A 17,287-nucleotide genomic window follows, 5' to 3' on the forward strand; every position below is an offset into this window, starting at 1 on the left:
GTCACCTGCCCGGTCCGGCGGGGTCGGGGAGCTTGGCGCTGGGTGGGGCGGTCCAGCCGTGGAAGCGGTCGAGGGCGTCCGCCCGGGCCCGTACGAGCGCGCGCCGGGCCGCGTCGTCGGAGCCCCTGCCGACGGCGGCGGCGGACTGGGCGCTGCCGCGGATGTCGTCGACGTCCCCGCCGGCGTTGTTCAGCTCCCGGAGCATGACGAGGGCGGCGCCGCGGAGCGCCTGGGCGGCGGCGCCGGCGTTCGGCACCCGGCCGAACATCGCCTCGTCGGCGGCGATCCCCGCGAACCGCCGCACCATGGACCGGAACCCGTCGGGGGCCGCGCGGTTCCCCGTGGTGTCCAGCGCCCTGATGTTCATGATGACCATGTGGTGTGTCTCCCGATCTGGGGATCGCGGTCAGGCGCCGCCGGCCGCGGTACGGACCATGCGGGCGCCGCCCTCGTTGCCGATGTCCTGGACCTGGCGGATCGCGCCGTTCTGCGAGGTGACGCTCTCGTCGTAGCCGGCGGCCTCGCGGCGGAACGCCGCGTCGCGCTCCTGGAGGACGCCGCCGACCTGGGCGTCGACCTCGCCGCGGCTGACGAGGCCCATCAGCTCGTTGCGGACCTGGTTCCAGATCTCGACGTACTGCTCCTGGTGGCCCCTGGTCTGGGACTGGAGGGTGTCCAGGCCCTCGTTGCGGAAGTGGATGGTGCCGGGGTGCGTCATGGGTCGCTGCTCCTTCGCGTTTCGGGTCGGGTCGGGGTAGGGGGCCGGGTCAGATGCCGCCGGCGACGGCCGCGTCGGGGTTGACGTGCGGGGCGACGACCCGGCCGAGGGCGCCGTGCGCGGCGTCGTCGGTCTCGCGGCCGACGGCCGCGGTCACGCCGAGGTCCTGGGAGAGCCGGTCGAGGGCGTTGCCCAGCGCCTCGCCGGCCTTGCCGAGGTTCTCGTAGTTCTGGACGCCGGTGGCGGTGCCGGCGCCGGTGTAGGCCATGTGCAGGTTGCCGCTCTGGCCGCCGATGCCGCGGGCGACCTCGGTCATCTCGCCGTACGCCTGGGCGATGACGCCCTTGACGCGGTCGACCTCTTCGGGGGTGAGTTTGACCTCTGCACCCATGGGACGGGCCTCGCTTTCTGCGGGGTGGACGGGAGGGGCCCGCCGGCTGCGGGGCCCGTACGAAACGGTCGCAGCGGTCGCCGCCGCGGACCCAGCGCCGCCGCCCCGCCGGGGACATCCCGGGAAACGGGACGCGGTGACCTGCACCGGCGCGGGCGGCGATGAGACGGTCCTGGGACGTCCCGGCGGGTCGCGGTTTGCCCCGTGCTGAACGAGCGTTTAGTATCCTGTGCATGCGTTCAGTCTCCGACGACCGCACCACCCGTGTCGTCATACGTGACGAGGCCCTGCGGCTCTTCGCCGAGCGCGATCCGGACGCGGTGAGTGTCCGCCAGGTCGCCGCCGCCGCCGGGGTGTCGCCGGCCCTCGTGGTGCACCACTACGGCGGCAAGGAAGGGCTGCGCCGGGAGGTCGACACATACGTGGTCGAGACCTTCGAGGCGCTCTTCGGCGAGCTGACGGACGACGGGGCGGCGGTGCTCACCGACCCCGGGGCGGGCGGGACGCTGTCCGAGGCGCTGCTGCGGCACCTGCCCGCCGGCTCGCCCCTGGCGGCCTACCTGCGGCGGCTGCTGCTGAGCGGCGGCGAGGCGTCGCGGTCGCTGTTCCGCAGCCTGTTCGAGGTGAGCCGCCGGACCCTGGACGGGCTGGCGGCGGCCGGGGTGGCCACGCGCGGCCGGGATCCGCAGGTGCGTACCGCGTTCCTGCTCGCCAACGACCTCGCGGTGTTCCTGCTGCGCGACCAGCTGACCGAGGTGCTGGGCACGGACCCGCTGTCGGTGGAGGGCGTCGACCGGTGGGCGCCGGAGATGCTCGCGATCTACGGCGGCGGACTTCTGGCGGCGCCGGTGGCGGGACGGGAGGGACAGGAGGGGCGGGAGGAGCACGACGGGCAGCGCGAACGGACGGACCGGGACATGGAGGAGACGGCATGACCGTGGAGGCAGAAGTCGCGCTTCGGGCGCGGAACGTGCACCAGGCGTACGGCAAGCACCGCGTGCTCCGCGGCGCCGACCTCACCGTACGGCGCGGTGAACTGGCCGCCGTCGTCGGGGAGAACGGTGCCGGCAAGTCCACGCTGCTGACCGCGCTGGCCGGCATCCGGCCGCCGGACCGGGGCGAGGTCGACGTCCGCGGCCGGCTCGGCTACTGCCCGCAGGAGCCGGTGCTCAGCCACAGCCTGACCGCGGCGCAGCACCTGCGCTACTTCGCCGCCGCCTACCGGCTGTCCGGCGTCGACCGCGGTCTTGAGCTGCTCCGCGCGCTGAACAGCGAGCGGTACCTCGACACCTCGGTGGCCGAGATGTCGGGCGGCACCCGGCAGAAGCTCAACCTCGCCCTCGCCCTCCTCCACGACCCCGACGTGCTGCTGCTCGACGAGCCGTACCAGGGCTTCGACTGGGAGACGTACCTGCACTTCTGGGATCTCGTCCAGGACCTCCGCGACCGCGGCAAGGCGATCGTGGTGATCACCCATCTCGTGTTCGAGCAGGAGCGGTTCGACCAGCTCGCCGAACTCGCCGACGGCCGCATCCACCCCCGCACCCGTACCTCGGAGGACGCACGTGTCCACGCCTGACGCGCCGGCGGCCGCCGCCGGCTACCGGCAGTTCCCCACCGCGCTGCGCTTCTCCCTGCGCAACCAGATGCGCAACCGGATGGCGGCGCTGCTGCTGGTGGCCTTCGTCCCCGTCTGGTTCCTCGCCATGCGCGCGATGGCCGCGGGGGAGGACAAACCGCTGCACTTCAGGCTCTTCGCCACCAGGGACACGCTCGTCGTCGACGCCGCCGACCTGACGCTGATCAGCGCCGGGCTCAACGCCCTCACCATGATCACGGGCTTCGCGGTCTTCGACGCCGTGCGCCGGACCCTGGTCTTCGACCGCCGGCTGGTCTTCGCCGGCTACCGCCAGTCCCGTCTGGTCGGCGCCAAGTCCCTCGCCATCGGCCTGGTCAGCGCCGCGGTCGCGGCGTACACCGCGGTGGTGCTGCTCGTCTTCTGGCGGCCCGGCGCGGCCGGCTGGGCGGCGATCCTGGCCGGCTTCACCGTCATGGCGCTCACCTACGGCGCCTTCGGGCTGCTGCTCGGCGTGCTGGTCAAGAACGACCTGGAGGGCTTCTTCCTGATCATCATGGGCGGGCTGCTGGACACCTTCCTGCAGAACCCGCTCGGCAACCCGCTGGCCAACGAGCCGGTCCTGCAGTGGTTTCCGTCCTTCGGCCCGATGCAGTTCGCCGTCGCCGGGGCCTTCGACCACAGCGCGCTGTGGTCGCACCTCGGCCTCGGCCTGCTCTGGGCGGCCGGGTTCACCGCCGCCGGCCTGGTGATCTTCCGGCTGCGGACCCGCCACCGCCGCGGCCGCTGAGCCGCCCCGGCCGCCGTCAGTCCCACTCCCAGCCGAGCCCCACGATGCCCGGGCCGAGCTCCTGCTCCGCCAGGTGCGCGCTGTGGTAGCCGTTGAGTGGGACCTGCACCACGCGGCGGCGGGGCGCGCCCGGGGCCCGGCGGCCGAACCGGTAGCAGCGGACCGGGAGCGTGGGCGCGGCGAAGGAGACCTGGAGCAGGTAGTGGCCCACCGGGTAGCGGAAGCCGCGGACGTACTCGGTGCACTCGCCGCCCGTGCCGTCGGTGATGCGGTAGCGGAACGGCTGGGTCTCCCCGAGGGCCAGCGGCCGGTCGAAGACCAGCTCGGCCGCGAGCAGGGACGCGGCCGGGGCGCTGCGCACCCGGCCGAGGCGGCAGTTGTCCAGCGGTTCGATCCGCATCCGCGTGACGTCGCAGCCGGGGTCGCCCTCGTAGATGGAGACGTAGCGGTCGACGTCGCCCCGGTGGGCGCGTACGCACTGCTGGATCTCGCGCTGCCGCAGCTCGCGCCGGTGGCCGACGTGCACCTGCTCGAACTGGCTCACCGTGTGCAGCCGGTCCTCGGTACGGCAGTCGAGCTGGTCGAGCAGGTGGCGCACCGCCGCGGCCGGGCCGATCAGCTCCCGGTACCGGCGGTGCGCCCGGGCGCCGCCGGCGGCCCCGCCGGGCGCCGGCTCCAGCAGCCGGACGAGGGCGCCGGGGACGACGTCGAGGATCTGCTCCAGCGCCCGGACCACCCGCACGGACTCGGTGCGCGCGGGCACCCGCTCGCCGCGCTGCCAGTAACTGAGGCTGGTCACGCTCACGTGGAGGCCCTGCTCGGCCAGCCGGCGCTGGATGCGGTGCAGGGCGAGGCCGCGGCGCCGGACGGCGGCCCGTAGCGCGAGGTGGAAGGGGCCGCTGCGCAGCGCCTCGGCCAGGGCCTCGTCCGGTGGGTCGCCGTCCACCGCGCCGCGGGGGTGCACGGAAGGCATCACGCACCACCTCCGCCGTCGCCTGGACGTGCGTGCCTGGAGTGGATATTCACACACCCGGCGGCCGAAGGCACCCGGTCGGGCGGGACGATTCCCGGTCGGCCGGGCCCGGTGCCGCCGCCCGACCGGGCGGCGGGGCCGCCGGCGCGGCGCGCGGGCGTTCACAGCCGTTCACACCTCGTTCACCACGGTCCCGGCCGGGTGGTCCGCCGCCTTGTCCGGGCGGGCGCGGGCCCGGATTCTCACATCCGCCAGCCGCCGGTCGCGGCGGTCCCCGCACCCCCACCGTCCGGCCGGCGGTCCACCGGTGAACGCCCCGCCACCCGCGGGCCGTTCCCCTCTCCCGCAAGGAGGCCAACCCATGCGCCTGTCCCGGTCCCCACGGACACGGCGACGCCGGGCCGTGGCGCTCGCGCTCGCCGCGAGCGTCGGGCTGCTGACCCCCGCGGCGGCGTCGGCGGCGTCCGCGCCGTCCGCGCCGCCGTCCGCCGCCACGGCCCGCCCTGCGGCCGGCGGCACCGCATCCGGCCCGGCCGGTGCCACCGGCACCCGGGCGGAGTGGACCTGGCGCCGGCTGAACGTCACCATGCAGGCCCAGCGGATGAGCAACTGGTGCTGGGCCGCGGCCGGCGACACCGTCGCGGAGTTCTACGGCCACGACTACTCGCAGAACCAGTTCTGCAACCTCGCCTTCGGCCGGGCGATGAACAGCTCGTGCCCCAACTGGCAGGCCACCCTCGGCAACGACCAGCGGGCGTTCGACCGGATGGGCATCAACCCGGGCCGGTACGTCAACGGCTACCTGTACTACGACACGATCACCCGCGAGATCGACGCGGACCGGCCGGTGCTGTCGCGCATCCAGTGGCAGTCCGGCGGCGGCCACATGCTGACGGTCTACGGCTACGACGTGAGCCGCGACTGGGTGTACTGGGGCGACCCGTGGCCGTCGAGCGACCGCTACAACTGGGCCACGTACCGCTACTACGTCAACAACGGCTCCTTCTTCTGGACCCACTCCCTCTACGGCATAGGAGCGTGAGCCCGGCATGGGACCCCGACGCCGCCACACCGCCCGGCCGGCCCGCCGCCGCGCCGCCCCGCTGACCGCCCTCCCGGGCGCCGCTCTCCTCGGCCTGGGCCTGCTGGCCACCGCCGCACCCGTCACCGCCGCACCCGCGCCCGTCGCCGACCGCGCGGACCCTGCCCCCGCCCCCGCCCCCGCGGTGACCGGTACCCCGAGCGCGGCCCAGCTCTCCGCCGCCCACCGGGCCGCCGGGTCCGAGGCCACCCTGGAGGTGCTGGAGACCTTCTTCGCCCGCGAGGGCCTGCCGCCGAACCGGGAGGGCGGGCTCAGCCCCGCCGAGGAGGCGAGGGCCGCCGAGGCGGCCGACCCCCGCCTGGTCGGCGAGGCCGTCCCGGTGTACGCGCTCAACCCCGCCTTCGTCACCGCGGACCCGGGCGCCCGCACCCCGGTGGCCACGATGGAGTACGCCGCCTCCGAGGCGGTCGACGCCGACGGGGACACCGCCTCGGTGTGGACGGCCCGGATCTCCGGCCGGTGGCGGGTCGTCAACATCGCCACCGGAAGCGACGAGACGGACTACGCGGCCCGCGCTGGCGCCGGCTCGGTGGTCTTCCGCGAGCCGCAGCTGAACGCCTGGTACCGGGTGGCGGACGGCCGGGTGGCCCCGCTGAACGAGGAGGCCCGCGCCTCCGTCGGCGCCCGGGGCACCGGCCTGGCGCGCTACCAGCGGCTGGTGCACCAGCGGTACGCCGACAAGATGCCCGGGTCCGCGTACGACAAGCGCGGCTACGCCGGCGGCTTCACCCCCGGAGCCGGCGGCCCGCGGACGACCGCCGGCACCGGCACCACCGCCGCCGACACCGCCGCCGCCGACACCGCCGCTGCCGCCGGCACCGTCGCCGGGCCGGGCGGCGCGCCGCTCGCGGCCGGGGCCGGCGCCCTCGCCGTCGCCGGGGCGGCCGGCGTGACCGGCGCGGTGCTGGTCCGCCGCCGACGCCTCGCCGGGAGCTGACGGACCGGCCCGGGACCGGGCCCGGCACGGCGGTGCCGGGCCCGTGAGGCGCGCCGCGCGGGCGTGATCCTGTGAGTTCGCTGTGAGTGCCGACCCCGGCCACGCGCGGCTGTTCCGCGCCCTAAACTGACCGCCTTCGATCAACTTCGTTATTTCCGAGGGGCGTTCACGTTGGGCGATCTGGTCATCCGAGGCACCGTCATGGAGGACCTCAGAAAGACATTCAGCACGATCACCGATCGCATGGAGAACGTCCGGAAGGTGGTCGGCGGCGCCGACGGCGACGCCGTGGGCGCCGAGAAGCTGGTCGGCGAGGTCCACGACTTCGCCGACGAGTGGAAGTACGGCATCACCCGGATCGGCGAGACCACCGCCGCCACCGTGGAGATGATCGACGAGATCGCCACGAAGTTCGACGCGCTCGACAAGGACCTCATGGAGACGCTGACCAAGGCGGAGGGCGGCTGACCATGGCGCCGCCCGAGCCCTCGCGCAGCTTTCCCACCCTCGGCTTCGACCCGGCCCCCGGCGACGTGCACCGCACCACGAGCCTCGCCAAGCGGATCGGGGGCGTCGCCGGCGAGCTGCGCGACACCGTCTTCGACCTGGAGCGGATCTCGTGCGGCGCCTGGAAGGGCAAGGCCGCCGTCGCCTTCTCCGACTACGTGTCGGACGACGTCACCCCCAAGCTGCGCGAGGCCCGCGACTCCTTCGAGAAGGCGTCCTACGCGCTGCAGCGCTGGTCGAACCAGCTGCGGGACTTCCAGGAGGAGGCCGCCGACCTCGAACGCGAGGCGAAGCGCAGGCAGCAGGAGGCCGAGGACGCCAAGCTGGCGCTCACCACCGCCACCGGCGCCGTGGAGGACAGCGACGGCGAACGCGAGGAGAAGCGCGCCGAGAAGGACAAGGAGCGCAAGGAGGAGGCCGCCTCCGACGCCGACAGCGCGTTGCAGCGCGTCATCGACCGCGCCGAGGAGCTCCGGGACCGCTACCACGCCGCCGCCGAGCGGATCACCGACGACCTCGACGGCGCGAGCGACATGGCCCCCGACGAGCCGGGGCTGTTCGACAAGATCACGGGCGGGATCGCCGACGCCTTCGGCGACGCCGTCGACTGGGTCCAGGAGCACGCCGACTTCATCAAGGCCATCGGCGACCTGCTGAGCACCCTCAGCGGCATCCTCGGCGTCCTGGCCATCATCACCGCGCCGTTCGAGCCCATCGGCGCCATCTTCGCCGTCGCCGCGATGGCCACCAGCGCCCTCGCGCTCGTCACCCACCTCACCGCCATGGCCGCGGGCGCCGACGTCAGCTGGATGGACATCGGCATCGACGCGCTGGGCATCATCCCGGGCGTGAAGGGCGTGATCGGCGGCGCCCAGCTCGCGAAGGGCACCAACGCGGTGGCGCGCGCGGCCAAGCTGGGCGGCGCGTACCGGGGGGTGACCGGGATGGGGAAGACGTTCGTCCTCTTCGGGCCGCTGAAGTCCTTCCCGCTGATCAAGGGCGGCAGCCGGATGCGGCTGGCGGCGGAGAGCGCGTACCAGAACGTCCGCATGGGCCAGTGGCTCGGCACCCAGGGGCTCAACCTCGTCGCCAAGCCGCTGATCAAGGCCGACGAGCTGATCGCCCCCATGTCCAACCTGGGCCGCGGCATCGACGCGGGCATCAAGAGCGCGCTGACCGGATACAAGATTCATGGGCTGGCGGAGCGCGACTTCGGCTTCGGCGACGCCTTCAGCAACGCGGCCGCGGCGAGGTGAACGGCGTGAGCAGCCCGAACAGGACCGCGGACACGGCGTACGACGAGGCGGCCGGCGTCCGGCCGCCGCCCCTGGGGTTCCACGTCCCGGAGGGCATGCACTCCGTCTCCCTCACCCTCGACCCCGCCGAGCGCGCCGAGGCCGCCGCCGACCTCGTACGGGACATCTACCCCCGGGGCGACGAGCAGCTCTGGGAGGCGATGGGCGCCGTCTACGTGCCCGTGCTGGAGGCGATGGCGGGCAACGGCGTCTGCTTCACCGGGATCGGCATCTACGACGACGAGGAGGGCGGCGTCGCGCACTGCTCCCTCACCGTCGCCGCGCTGGAGTCGGACCACGCCGACCCCGAGGCGGCGGCGCTGGGCCTGCGCGAGGTCTTCGGCCGCCGGCCCAAGCACGACGTGCGCTGGCTCGACCTGCCCTGCGGCCCGGCCGTCGCCGTGGTCACCGTCAAGGCGCTCACGATCGACGGGGAGTACACCGGGACCGGCGAGGACGCACAGCTGATCACCGGTCAGATCCAGGTCTACGTGCCGTTCCCCACCGGCCCGTACACCGCGGTGTTCACGCTCGACACCAGCGCGATGAACCAGTGGGACAACCTCAGCGAGCTGATGGCGGAGATCGTCAAGTCCGTGGCCTTCCCCGAGGTGAAGGACGCGGAGGGAGGCTGACGGCATGGACTGGTATCCGGACCGGGACGAGACGCTCCAGTGCCGGGCGCGGACGGACTTCGCCGCCGGCGTGGCGCCGCGGGTCGCGGGCGCGCGCTGGTTCCGGGACACCCGGCGCCGCGACATCCAGGGCGAGCTGGCGGAGGAGGCGGGCTGGCCCGAGGGCCCGGAGTTCTCCCTGCGGCCGGCGGGGGAGCGGGCGGCGCGGCGCACCGGCCGGGTGCTGGGCATCGGCATCCCGGCCGTCCTGAACGTCGTCTCGAACGCCCTCGGCGGCGCCGGTTCGCCCTTCGGCAGCCCGTCGGCACGCGGCCGGCCCGACGACCCGGAGAACGAGGTCGACGACTTCCCCGTCATGTTCGCCGACCCCGGCACCGTGGCGCGCGGCGCGCCCTGGCAGCTCGACCCGGCGCGGCGCCCGGAGGCGTACCGCACGCACCTCGCGCTCACCGACCGGCGGCTGGTGTTCCTCGGCACCACCGAGGCGACGGTCGGCCCCGCGGACGTGCTGTGGGAGGTGCCGCGCGACGCGGTCGCGGAGCTGCGGCGGATGCCGTACAGCGAGCTGGAGGCCGACGTCCGGCTCACCTTCGCCGACTCCTCCTGGCTCCGGCTGACCACGCGGAACCCCGACGACGCCGCCCGGCTGATCCGGTTTCTCCAGGGGGCGGTCGGCAGCCTGGCGAAGTCGGATCTGACGGAGGGGCAGCGGATCCGGGTCGACCGGTTCGTACGGGAGCTGCCGAAGGACGCGGAGCCGCCGGAGTTCACGGTGCTGCCCAGCGGCATCGTGCAGGTCAGCTGCCGGGTCCCGGCCAGGGGCGCGGCCGGGGTCCACGAGACGCACGCCCTCCTGATGGACGCGGCCGGCGCCCCGGCGCAGCCGCGGCCGGGCGACCTCTGACGGCGGGGTCCGCCGTGGTTCCCCGGCCGGGTGACCGGGTTCCCTGCCGGTCCGTACCCCGGAGCCGTGCGGAGGGCCGCTCCCGGCTGTCCTTACCGGGGGAGTCTGGGTAGCCTGGTGCGTTCCTGTGTGCCCGCTCGGTGCGGGCCCCCTGCCAGGCGACCGAGGAGACCGCGCATGAGCAGCTCCGCCCCCGCGGTCGCCCGCGGCCCCCGGGCAGGCGCCCGCTGGCGGGGCGTGGTCGTCGCCGTCGTGCTCGCCGTCGCCGGCGTGCTCGGGGCCGGCGCCGGGCAGGACGGCGGGGCGGTGTACGGCGGGCTGTCGTCGTACGGTGCCGCCGCCGACGCGGCCGGGCCCGCCGCCCCGGGCGCCGACCAGCACCTCGCCGGCGGACCGGGCGCCGGGCCCGAGGACCGCGCCGCGCCGCAGCACGGGCACCGCGGCGCCGCCGCGGAGCGGCCCACCGCGCCGTTCGCCGTCGCGCCCCGGCCTCCGCACGAGATCCCGCGGCCCGCCGCGCGCCCCGCCCCGGACGGGTCCGAGGGCGGCCCCCTCCCCGGCTTCAGCCCCGCACCGCGTACGGGACGGGCTCCGCCCGCAGCTCCAGGCAGCTGACACCACCCCTTATCCACCCGGCGCGGCACCCCCGTGCGCGCGGGCCGCCGCGCCCTGCCTGGCTGGAGCAAACCCTGTGACACGCGCTACCCGCGTGCGGGCCGTGCTGGCCCTCGCCGTCGTCGCCCTGTCCGTCACCGTCGCCGTCCTCGTGCCCGTACGCCTCGGGCTCGACCTGCGCGGCGGCACGCAGATCGTCCTGGAGGCCCGCGACTCGGCGGCCGTCGAGGCCGGCGCGGACACCACCGACCACACCCTCGAAGTGCTGCGGAACCGCGTCGACGCCCTCGGCGTCACCGAACCGAACCTGACCCGCTCCGGTGAGAAGCGGATCATCGTGGAGCTGCCCGGTGTCGAGGATCCGCGGGAGGCGGCCGGGGTCCTCGGCCGTACCGCCCAGCTCACCTTCCACCCCGTCCTCGGCCCCGCCGACCCGCAGCAGCAGAAGAAGGAGAAGCAGCAGCAGAAGCAGAAACCGGAGCGGGACCAGAGCGGCGGGCAGGTCCTCCCCGACGAGACCGGCCGGCAGCTGCGCCTGGGCCCCGCCGCGCTCACCGGCGCCGACGTCGGCGAGGCCGAGGCGCTCTTCGACACCCAGCAGGCCCGCGGCTGGTTCGTCACCGTCGGCTTCGACGGCGGGGGCGGCAAGCGGTGGGCCGGGCTGACCGGCGACGCCGCGTGCGCGCCGCCCGGCGACCCGGCGCGGCGCATCGCCATCGTCCTGGACGGCAAGGTCATCTCGTCGCCCCAGGTCGACCCGGGCGTCGGCTGCCGGACGGGCATCACCGGCGGGTCCACCCAGATCACCGGCGACTTCGACCGCGACGAGGCCCGCGAGCTGGCCCTGCTCGTCAACGGCGGTGCCCTGCCCGTGCCGCTGGAGACCGTCGAACAGCGCACCGTCGGCCCGACCCTCGGCGCCGAGGCCATCTCCGCCAGCGCCTGGGCCGCGGTCATCGGCGCCGCCCTGACGTCGCTGTTCCTCGTCCTCGTCTACCGGCTGCTCGGCTTCCTGGCCACCGTCGCCCTCGCCTGCTACGCGCTCGTCTCGTACGCCGCGCTGGCCGCCCTCGGCGCCACCCTGACGCTGCCCGGGCTCGCCGGCTTCGTGCTCGCCATCGGCATGGCGGTGGACGCGAACGTGCTGGTCTTCGAGCGGGCGCGGGAGGAGTACGCCGTCCGCCGGCGGCCCAGCGTCCGGACGGCGCTGGCCGCCGGGTTCCGGAAGGCGGTAAGCGCCATCGCCGACTCCAACGTGACCACGCTCATCGCCGCCGGCCTGCTGTTCTTCCTGGCCTCCGGGCCGGTGCGCGGCTTCGGCGTCACGCTCGCCATCGGCGTGCTGGCGTCGATGTTCAGCGCGCTGGTGGTCACGCGGGCCCTCGCCGAGTACGCCGCCGGCCGCCGCGCCCTGCGGGTACGCCCCGGCCGGTCCGGCATCGCCCGCCAGGGCCGGGTACGGGCCTGGCTCGTCCGGCGCGACCCGCAGCTGATGCGGCACTCCCGGCGGTGGCTGGCCCTGTCGGGCGTCGCCCTCCTGCTGGCCGGCAGCGGCATCGTGGTCCGCGGGCTGGACTTCGGCGTCGAGTTCACGGGCGGCCGGCTCATCGAGTACTCCACCGCGCAGCCCGTCGACGCCGACCGCGCCCGCGAGGCGCTGGCCGACGCGGGGCAGCCGCGCGCCGTCGTGAACACCTCGGGCGACGGTGAGCTGTCGGTCCGTACCGAGAAGCTGTCGAACGACGAGGCCGCCGAGGTCACCGCCGCGGTGGCCGAGCTGGGCGGCGGCGCGGAGAAGGTCCGCGACGAGATGATCGGCCCGAGCCTGGGCGAGGAGCTGCGCACCGGCGCACTCATCGCGCTGGGTGTCGCCCTGGCCGCGCAACTGGTCTATCTCGCCGTACGGTTCCGCTGGACCTACGCGGGCTCCGCGGTGGCGGCGCTGGTGCACGACGCGGTCATCCTCGTCGGTGTCTTCGCCTGGCTGGGCAAGCCCATCGACGGGGTCTTCCTCGCCGCCCTGCTCACGGTCATCGGCTACTCCGTCAACGACTCCGTGGTCCTGTACGACCGCGTCCGCGAAGTCGTTGCCCGGGAGCGTACGAAGCCGTTCCGGGCCGCCGCGAACGGCGCGATCCTGCAGACCGTGCCGCGCACCGTGAACACCGGCATGGGGGCGGTCTTCATCCTCGCCGCGCTGGCGCTGCTGGGCGGCGGCGCCCTCACGGACTTCGCGCTCGCGCTCCTGATCGGCATCGCCGCGGGCACGTACTCCTCGGTCTTCACCGCCACCCCGCTGGCCATCGAGCTGCACGGCCTGCGGCGCGGCAGCGCGTGGCGGCGGCATCGCTGAGGACGGACGGCCACCGGCGGCCGGGCCGCTGGTCAACGGCCATGTGACATTGTACTGTTCCCCCGCGGGCCCGCGCCGCCGCGGCCCGCCCGCCGCCGCGACGATCCACCCGGAGGAGCCCATGACCTCTGCCCCGCAGGACCGGTCCCGCCCCTGGCGCGGCCTCATGGTCGCCACCGCGCTCCCGCTGCGCCCCGACCTCAGCGTCGACTTCGACGCGTACGCCGCCCACGTCCGCCGGCTCCTCGACGCCGGCTGCGACGGGGTCGTGGTCAACGGCTCCCTCGGCGAGTACCAGACCCTCACCGACGACGAGCGCACCCGCCTGGTGCACACGGCCGTGGCGGCGGCGGGCGACGGCGACCGGGTCATGGCGGGCGCGGCGGCGTACGGCAGCGCCGAGGCCCGCCGCTGGGCCGAGCGGGCGGCCGAGGCGGGGGCCGGCTCCGTCCTGCTGCTGCCGCCCACCGCCTACCGGGCGGACGAGGCGGCCGTGCGCGCGCACTACGCCGAGGTGGCCCGGGCCGGCCTGCCGGTGGTGGCGTACAACAACCCGTACGACACCCGCACCGACCTCACCCCCGCGCTGCTGGCCGCCCTGCACGGGGAGGAGAGCATCGTCGCCGTCAAGGAGTTCACCGGCGACGTCCGGCGCGCGTACGAGATCGCCGAACTGGCGCCCGGTCTCGACCTGCTGACCGGCGCGGACGACGTGCTGCTGGAACTGGCCGTCGCCGGCGCCGCCGGCTGGATCGCCGGGTTCCCCAACGCGCTGCCCGCCGCCTGCGCCACCCTCTACCGCGCCGCCACCGCCGGCGACCTGGCGGCGGCCAAGCCGCTCTACCGGGCGCTGCACCCCCTGCTGCGCTGGGACTCCAGGCCCCAGTTCGTGCAGGCGATCAAGCTGTCCATGGACGTCGCCGGGCTGCCCGGCGGGCCCTGCCGCCCGCCGCGCTCGCCGCTGCCGGACGACCAGGCGGCGACCGTACGGGCCGCCACCGAGAAGCTGCTCGCCGAGGGCCTGCGCTGACCCGCGTCCCCTCCGCCCCGGTTCCCGGCCGCCGGGGCGGGCAGGCGGGCGCGATACGATCCAAAAATGTCACATCGCACCGCGGGCCCCCGCCGCCCGCGGAGGGAGCGCCATGGCTGAGGCGAAGCGCGGCAGGCTCATCTCGGTGCAGAAGCACCTGCGCGACCAGGTCGCCAACGCGCTGCGCGCCGCGCTCATCGCGGGCGAGCTGCGGCCCGGCGCCATCTACTCCGCGCCCGCCCTGGCCGCGGAGTTCGGCGTCTCGGCCACGCCCGTGCGCGAGGCCATGCTCGACCTCGCCCGCGAGGGCCTGGTGGAAGCCGTGCGCAACAAGGGCTTCCGCATCACCGAGATGACCGAGACCGACCTCGACAACTACACCGAGATCCGCGAGCTGATCGAGATCCCCACCGTCGGCCGGGTGACCGGACTGGCCACCGCGGAGCAGCTGGAGTCGCTCCGTCCGCTCGCCGAGGACATCGTCCGGGCCACCCGCGACCACGACCTCATCGGCTACCTGGAGGCCGACCGCCGCTTCCACCTCGGCCTGCTCGCGCTCGCCGGCAACGACCACCTGGTCACCGTCGTCGCCGAACTGCGCGACCGCTCCCGGCTGTACGGCCTGACCGACCTCGACCGCGCCGGCGCGCTCGCCGACTCCGCGGAGGAGCACCTCACCCTCCTCGACCTGATGATCGCCGGCGACGCCGCGGCGGCCCAGGAGCTGATGGCCCGCCACCTCGGGCACGTCCGCACCCTGTGGGCGGCCGGCCGCCGCGAGGGCTAGGGGCTGTCCCGCCCGTATCGGCCTGGCGCGGCCTTCCCGGCCGACTGCTCGGGGACGATCGTTTGGGCGACGTCAAGGCTGCGCACCAGGCTCGCTGTGCAGAATCGACAGGAGTGGCCGGACCTTTCTCCCCGCCCCCCGTCGGGGTGCATCGGTCGGCGCCACGAGCGTCGGTCCCGGCGCCGCTTCCCTCTCCGGTTGGCGGCGCCGGGACCGACCGGTCGGGGGCACGCGTCGGCGTCGCCCGGGCCCCGGCGGTCGCCGGGGCCCGGGCGACGGGAGGCCCGGATCAGGTGGGGTCCGGAGGAAGCCGCAGCGTCGGGGAGCCACAGCCCAGGCGTCGCGCCTCGGCCTCCACGTACCGCGGGAGGAGCTCGCGGACCTGGTTCGCGTGGTCGTCGGAGCCCTCGGCCCGGACGAGGAAGACGACCCGGCCCGTCTGGCACGTGGCTCCGAACACGCCGGCGTACTCGTCGAGGCTCCCGTAGTCCGCGCCGCCGTCGATCCGTGCGCCGCCGTGCCGCAGCTCGTCTCTGTAGATCCGGGCCAGCCGGGGGTCCTCGACCGTCGTCAGCCGGAGGTCGCGCTCGTGGTCGAGCTGGTACTGGTCGCAGGTGCGTACGGGGCCGTGCCCCGGTGTGACCAGGAACCGGGAGTCGTCGTCCCGCCGGCCCGGCGGCGCCCGCAGGCCGTCGACGCCGCAGAAGGCGCCGGACTCGTGGTCCGTGTACCGCGGCGGCCGCGGCATGCCGGCCACCGGGTCGGCGATGGTACCGCCGCAGCCGAGGTCGGAGCCGACGGCGTTGACCAGGTCGACGACGATACGTGCCAGGGCGTCGCGCCTGCCGGTGTCCACCTTCCCGCCCCGACTCAGGAACGGCCCGCTCACGTCGACGACGGTCGGTCCCTCGACCCGGGGCGGGCCCAGGCAGCCGTCCGGGATGGCCAGCCAGGCCCGTTCGTCGGAGGCCATGCCCAGCAGGCCGCCGCCCAGCGGCGACATGCGACCGCTCAGAAACTCTTCGGCCCACTTCCCGGACGCGCCGTTGCGGTCGCCGCCGAGTTCGTGCAGGCGCGCCGTGAACAGCGTCTCCGTCATCCTCTCGCCATCGTGGGAGAGCCGGCAGACGGCCTGGCGCCCGTCGCCGGGCGTGCGCCCGCCGACCGGGGGGAGTTCGGCGGCGTCGAGTTCGTCCGGGTCGTCGATGATCGGGGACAGCGAGTCCCGCTCCAGCGCGTCCCAGCACACCCGGTCCTCGGCGAACGGCCCGGCGCCGGCCTGCCAGGCGACGGCGGTGCCGGCGAGCACGGCCCCGGCGACCGCGGCGGCCAGCGCGGGGCGCAGGCGGCCGCGCAGCAGGCGGCGGAGGTGCCGCCGGCGGCGGGGCGGTGCGGCGGCCGGTGTCGCCACCCCGGCCTCGTCGTCCGTGGGGGGCCCGGCCCCGGTGTCCGGCTCCGGCCGTGGTGCGTCGGTCATCGGCCGGTCCTCCCCGGGGCGAGCGGAGCGCAACCCAGGCGCTGCGTCACGGCGTCGGTGAAGGCGGTGAAGTAGTCCGGCCGGGCCCCGGTCCCGGCGTCGGTCTCCGTGAGCATCAGGAACGTGGTGGGGCGGCCGGCGCACTCGGCCCGGACCAGCGCGTGGCCGGTGGTGAACGCACCGGTACCCCGCCAGCCGCGGGCCGGGGCGCCGGCACCGGCCGCGTCCCCGGCGAGTGCCGCCAGCCGGGGCTCGGCGATCATCGCCAGACCGAGGTGCAGCCGCTCCTTGCGCCGGGGCTTGCCGGTGAAGCGGGGCGGGTCCGTCACCGAGCAGGTCTGAAGCTGCCGGGTGACCGTCCCCACCTGCGGCCGGAGCCGTCGCAGCAGAGCCTCCGAGCCCTGGATGCCCAGGCCCGGGATCCCGCAGGTTCTCTCGTGGGGGCCGCTCTCGTCGCCGGGTGGCAGCGTGAGCACCGGGGAGGTGGTGCGCAGCGGCTCCCCGTCGGCGCAGCCGGCCAGTTCCATGCCGCGGTTGGCGGCGGCCGTCAGCAGGACGGCGGCCTCACGGGTGCCGCCCAGATCCAGCGAGTGCGGTGTCCCGTAATCCTGCTCCCGCCCGTCGGTGCCCTCCATCCTGACGGCGGTCGGCCGGCCGTCGGCGGTGTCGCACCGCTCGGGCAGCACGAGCAGGCCGTTGCCCGCGTCGACCACGCCGGGAAGCCCGTCGGGCAGCGGTACGGCGTCGGGGAACAGGGCGTCGCCCAGCCACTCCATCCGCTCCGCCGGGTCCTCGGGCGCGGGACCGTACGTGACCTTCAGCGTCTGCTCCACCGAGGCGATGGTGCGGACGACCGTGCAGGTGCCGCGCGGCCGCTCGGGTGTCGGCGGGTCGTCGGTGCCGCTGCGGCTGCCGTGGCCGCTGAAGAAGCCGCCTTCACCGCGGTCCTGCCAGGCACCCCAGCAGTGGCGCGGGTCCTCGAAGGGCCCGGCGCCGGCGGCCCAGGCGCCGAGCCCGCCGCCGAGCACGGCGACGGCGACGCCGACGGCGATCAGCATCCTGCGCGCCCGCGCGAGGCGGAGCAGCCGGCCACGGTGTTCTGCTGCTCCGGCCCCGCCGGGCAGCCCGGCCCCTGGTGGCATCTGTGCCCTTCCCGACGTTGTCCGACTGTCCTGTCCCACCCGCGTCCCGGATGAT

19 protein-coding genes are annotated in these 17,287 nt (G+C 75.2%); 13 read left to right on the plus strand and 6 right to left on the minus strand.

What is annotated here, in order from left to right:
• Nucleotide 1 precedes the first annotated feature (1 nt).
• From ACHZ99_RS14530 to ACHZ99_RS14540, 3 genes are read right to left on the minus strand one after another with little or no spacing between them, the layout of a single operon-like run.
• The gene (locus tag ACHZ99_RS14530; RefSeq protein ID WP_420304964.1) at nt 2–376 is read right to left on the minus strand and encodes a hypothetical protein; all 375 of its coding nucleotides are present in this window, start codon (nt 374–376) and stop codon (nt 2–4) included.
• Nucleotides 377–406: 30 nt separating this feature from the next.
• Complete coding sequence (locus ACHZ99_RS14535) at nt 407–718, minus strand: hypothetical protein (RefSeq protein WP_420304965.1); 312 nt, start codon at nt 716–718, stop codon at nt 407–409.
• A gap of 49 nt (nt 719–767) precedes the next feature.
• Entirely contained in the window at nt 768–1,109 is a 342-nt protein-coding gene (locus tag ACHZ99_RS14540; protein WP_420304966.1) for a hypothetical protein, read from the minus strand.
• Nucleotides 1,110–1,342: 233 nt separating this feature from the next.
• On the opposite strand from ACHZ99_RS14540, the gene ACHZ99_RS14545 reads away from it, so the two are divergent.
• The 3 genes from ACHZ99_RS14545 to ACHZ99_RS14555 are packed head-to-tail and all read left to right on the plus strand — an operon-like array spanning nt 1,343 to nt 3,475.
• Complete coding sequence (locus tag ACHZ99_RS14545; protein ID WP_420304967.1) at nt 1,343–2,044, plus strand: TetR/AcrR family transcriptional regulator; 702 nt, start codon at nt 1,343–1,345, stop codon at nt 2,042–2,044.
• Entirely contained in the window at nt 2,041–2,688 is a 648-nt protein-coding gene (locus ACHZ99_RS14550) for an ABC transporter ATP-binding protein (protein ID WP_420304968.1), read from the plus strand. Before ACHZ99_RS14545 ends, ACHZ99_RS14550 begins: the two co-directional genes overlap by 4 nt.
• Complete coding sequence (locus ACHZ99_RS14555; RefSeq protein WP_420304969.1) at nt 2,675–3,475, plus strand: hypothetical protein; 801 nt, start codon at nt 2,675–2,677, stop codon at nt 3,473–3,475. Before ACHZ99_RS14550 ends, ACHZ99_RS14555 begins: the two co-directional genes overlap by 14 nt.
• A 16-nt stretch (nt 3,476–3,491) precedes the next feature.
• On the opposite strand, the gene ACHZ99_RS14560 is transcribed toward ACHZ99_RS14555, so the two are convergent.
• The gene (locus ACHZ99_RS14560) at nt 3,492–4,448 is read right to left on the minus strand and encodes a hypothetical protein (RefSeq protein ID WP_420304970.1); all 957 of its coding nucleotides are present in this window, start codon (nt 4,446–4,448) and stop codon (nt 3,492–3,494) included.
• Between the two features lie 361 nt (nt 4,449–4,809).
• On the opposite strand from ACHZ99_RS14560, the gene ACHZ99_RS14565 reads away from it, so the two are divergent.
• The 10 genes from ACHZ99_RS14565 (at nt 4,810) to ACHZ99_RS14610 (ending at nt 14,613) form a co-directional block, all read left to right on the plus strand.
• Entirely contained in the window at nt 4,810–5,490 is a 681-nt protein-coding gene (locus ACHZ99_RS14565) for a papain-like cysteine protease family protein (protein WP_420304971.1), read from the plus strand.
• Nucleotides 5,491–5,497: 7 nt separating this feature from the next.
• Nucleotides 5,498–6,487, plus strand: coding sequence for a hypothetical protein (locus tag ACHZ99_RS14570; RefSeq protein WP_420304972.1), 990 nt, complete (start codon nt 5,498–5,500; stop codon nt 6,485–6,487).
• 201 nt (nt 6,488–6,688) lie between these two features.
• Complete coding sequence (locus tag ACHZ99_RS14575) at nt 6,689–6,955, plus strand: hypothetical protein (protein WP_420304973.1); 267 nt, start codon at nt 6,689–6,691, stop codon at nt 6,953–6,955.
• A gap of 2 nt (nt 6,956–6,957) precedes the next feature.
• Nucleotides 6,958–8,250: a putative T7SS-secreted protein gene (locus ACHZ99_RS14580; RefSeq protein ID WP_420304974.1), complete on the plus strand. Its 1,293-nt coding sequence runs from the start codon at nt 6,958–6,960 to the stop codon at nt 8,248–8,250.
• A gap of 5 nt (nt 8,251–8,255) precedes the next feature.
• A complete protein-coding gene (locus tag ACHZ99_RS14585) occupies nt 8,256–8,924 on the plus strand; it encodes a hypothetical protein (protein WP_420304975.1) in 669 nt (222 codons plus the stop codon).
• A gap of 4 nt (nt 8,925–8,928) precedes the next feature.
• Nucleotides 8,929–9,828: a hypothetical protein gene (locus ACHZ99_RS14590; RefSeq protein WP_420304976.1), complete on the plus strand. Its 900-nt coding sequence runs from the start codon at nt 8,929–8,931 to the stop codon at nt 9,826–9,828.
• Nucleotides 9,829–10,005: 177 nt separating this feature from the next.
• The gene (locus ACHZ99_RS14595) at nt 10,006–10,443 is read left to right on the plus strand and encodes a hypothetical protein (RefSeq protein ID WP_420304977.1); all 438 of its coding nucleotides are present in this window, start codon (nt 10,006–10,008) and stop codon (nt 10,441–10,443) included.
• A 76-nt stretch (nt 10,444–10,519) separates the two neighbouring features.
• On the plus strand, nt 10,520–12,796 hold the full coding sequence (gene secD / locus ACHZ99_RS14600; protein WP_420304978.1) for a protein translocase subunit SecD: 2,277 nt from the start codon (nt 10,520–10,522) through the stop codon (nt 12,794–12,796).
• 121 nt (nt 12,797–12,917) lie between these two features.
• The gene (locus tag ACHZ99_RS14605; protein WP_420304979.1) at nt 12,918–13,826 is read left to right on the plus strand and encodes a dihydrodipicolinate synthase family protein; all 909 of its coding nucleotides are present in this window, start codon (nt 12,918–12,920) and stop codon (nt 13,824–13,826) included.
• A 112-nt stretch (nt 13,827–13,938) separates the two neighbouring features.
• Nucleotides 13,939–14,613 (plus strand): GntR family transcriptional regulator, encoded by a 675-nt coding sequence (locus ACHZ99_RS14610; protein ID WP_420304980.1) that lies wholly within the window; start codon nt 13,939–13,941, stop codon nt 14,611–14,613.
• A 289-nt stretch (nt 14,614–14,902) separates the two neighbouring features.
• Here ACHZ99_RS14610 and ACHZ99_RS14615 read toward each other — a convergent pair whose 3' ends face one another.
• Nucleotides 14,903–16,090: a hypothetical protein gene (locus tag ACHZ99_RS14615; protein ID WP_420304981.1), complete on the minus strand. Its 1,188-nt coding sequence runs from the start codon at nt 16,088–16,090 to the stop codon at nt 14,903–14,905.
• Entirely contained in the window at nt 16,087–17,232 is a 1,146-nt protein-coding gene (locus ACHZ99_RS14620; RefSeq protein ID WP_420304982.1) for a hypothetical protein, read from the minus strand. The genes ACHZ99_RS14615 and ACHZ99_RS14620 overlap by 4 nt, the downstream gene beginning before the upstream one ends.
• Nucleotides 17,233–17,287: the final 55 nt, after the last annotated feature.

Source organism: Streptomyces sp. MAR4 CNX-425 (genome assembly GCF_048656465.1).
GTDB lineage: Bacteria > Actinomycetota > Actinomycetes > Streptomycetales > Streptomycetaceae > Streptomyces.

Excerpts from the sequence above, each read along its gene's own strand:
- ACHZ99_RS14530 (WP_420304964.1), bottom strand. The coding sequence starts at position 376 with ATGGTCATCATGAACATCAGGGCGCTGGACACCACGGGGAACCGCGCG.
- ACHZ99_RS14535 (WP_420304965.1), bottom strand. The coding sequence starts at position 718 with ATGACGCACCCCGGCACCATCCACTTCCGCAACGAGGGCCTGGACACC.
- ACHZ99_RS14540 (WP_420304966.1), bottom strand. The coding sequence starts at position 1,109 with ATGGGTGCAGAGGTCAAACTCACCCCCGAAGAGGTCGACCGCGTCAAG.
- ACHZ99_RS14545 (WP_420304967.1), top strand. The coding sequence starts at position 1,343 with ATGCGTTCAGTCTCCGACGACCGCACCACCCGTGTCGTCATACGTGAC.
- ACHZ99_RS14550 (WP_420304968.1), top strand. The coding sequence starts at position 2,041 with ATGACCGTGGAGGCAGAAGTCGCGCTTCGGGCGCGGAACGTGCACCAG.
- ACHZ99_RS14560 (WP_420304970.1), bottom strand. The coding sequence starts at position 4,448 with ATGCCTTCCGTGCACCCCCGCGGCGCGGTGGACGGCGACCCACCGGAC.
- ACHZ99_RS14565 (WP_420304971.1), top strand. The coding sequence starts at position 4,810 with ATGCGCCTGTCCCGGTCCCCACGGACACGGCGACGCCGGGCCGTGGCG.
- ACHZ99_RS14570 (WP_420304972.1), top strand. The coding sequence starts at position 5,498 with ATGGGACCCCGACGCCGCCACACCGCCCGGCCGGCCCGCCGCCGCGCC.
- ACHZ99_RS14575 (WP_420304973.1), top strand. The coding sequence starts at position 6,689 with ATGGAGGACCTCAGAAAGACATTCAGCACGATCACCGATCGCATGGAG.
- ACHZ99_RS14580 (WP_420304974.1), top strand. The coding sequence starts at position 6,958 with ATGGCGCCGCCCGAGCCCTCGCGCAGCTTTCCCACCCTCGGCTTCGAC.
- ACHZ99_RS14590 (WP_420304976.1), top strand. The coding sequence starts at position 8,929 with ATGGACTGGTATCCGGACCGGGACGAGACGCTCCAGTGCCGGGCGCGG.
- ACHZ99_RS14595 (WP_420304977.1), top strand. The coding sequence starts at position 10,006 with ATGAGCAGCTCCGCCCCCGCGGTCGCCCGCGGCCCCCGGGCAGGCGCC.
- ACHZ99_RS14605 (WP_420304979.1), top strand. The coding sequence starts at position 12,918 with ATGACCTCTGCCCCGCAGGACCGGTCCCGCCCCTGGCGCGGCCTCATG.
- ACHZ99_RS14610 (WP_420304980.1), top strand. The coding sequence starts at position 13,939 with ATGGCTGAGGCGAAGCGCGGCAGGCTCATCTCGGTGCAGAAGCACCTG.
- ACHZ99_RS14615 (WP_420304981.1), bottom strand. The coding sequence starts at position 16,090 with ATGACCGACGCACCACGGCCGGAGCCGGACACCGGGGCCGGGCCCCCC.
- ACHZ99_RS14620 (WP_420304982.1), bottom strand. The coding sequence starts at position 17,232 with ATGCCACCAGGGGCCGGGCTGCCCGGCGGGGCCGGAGCAGCAGAACAC.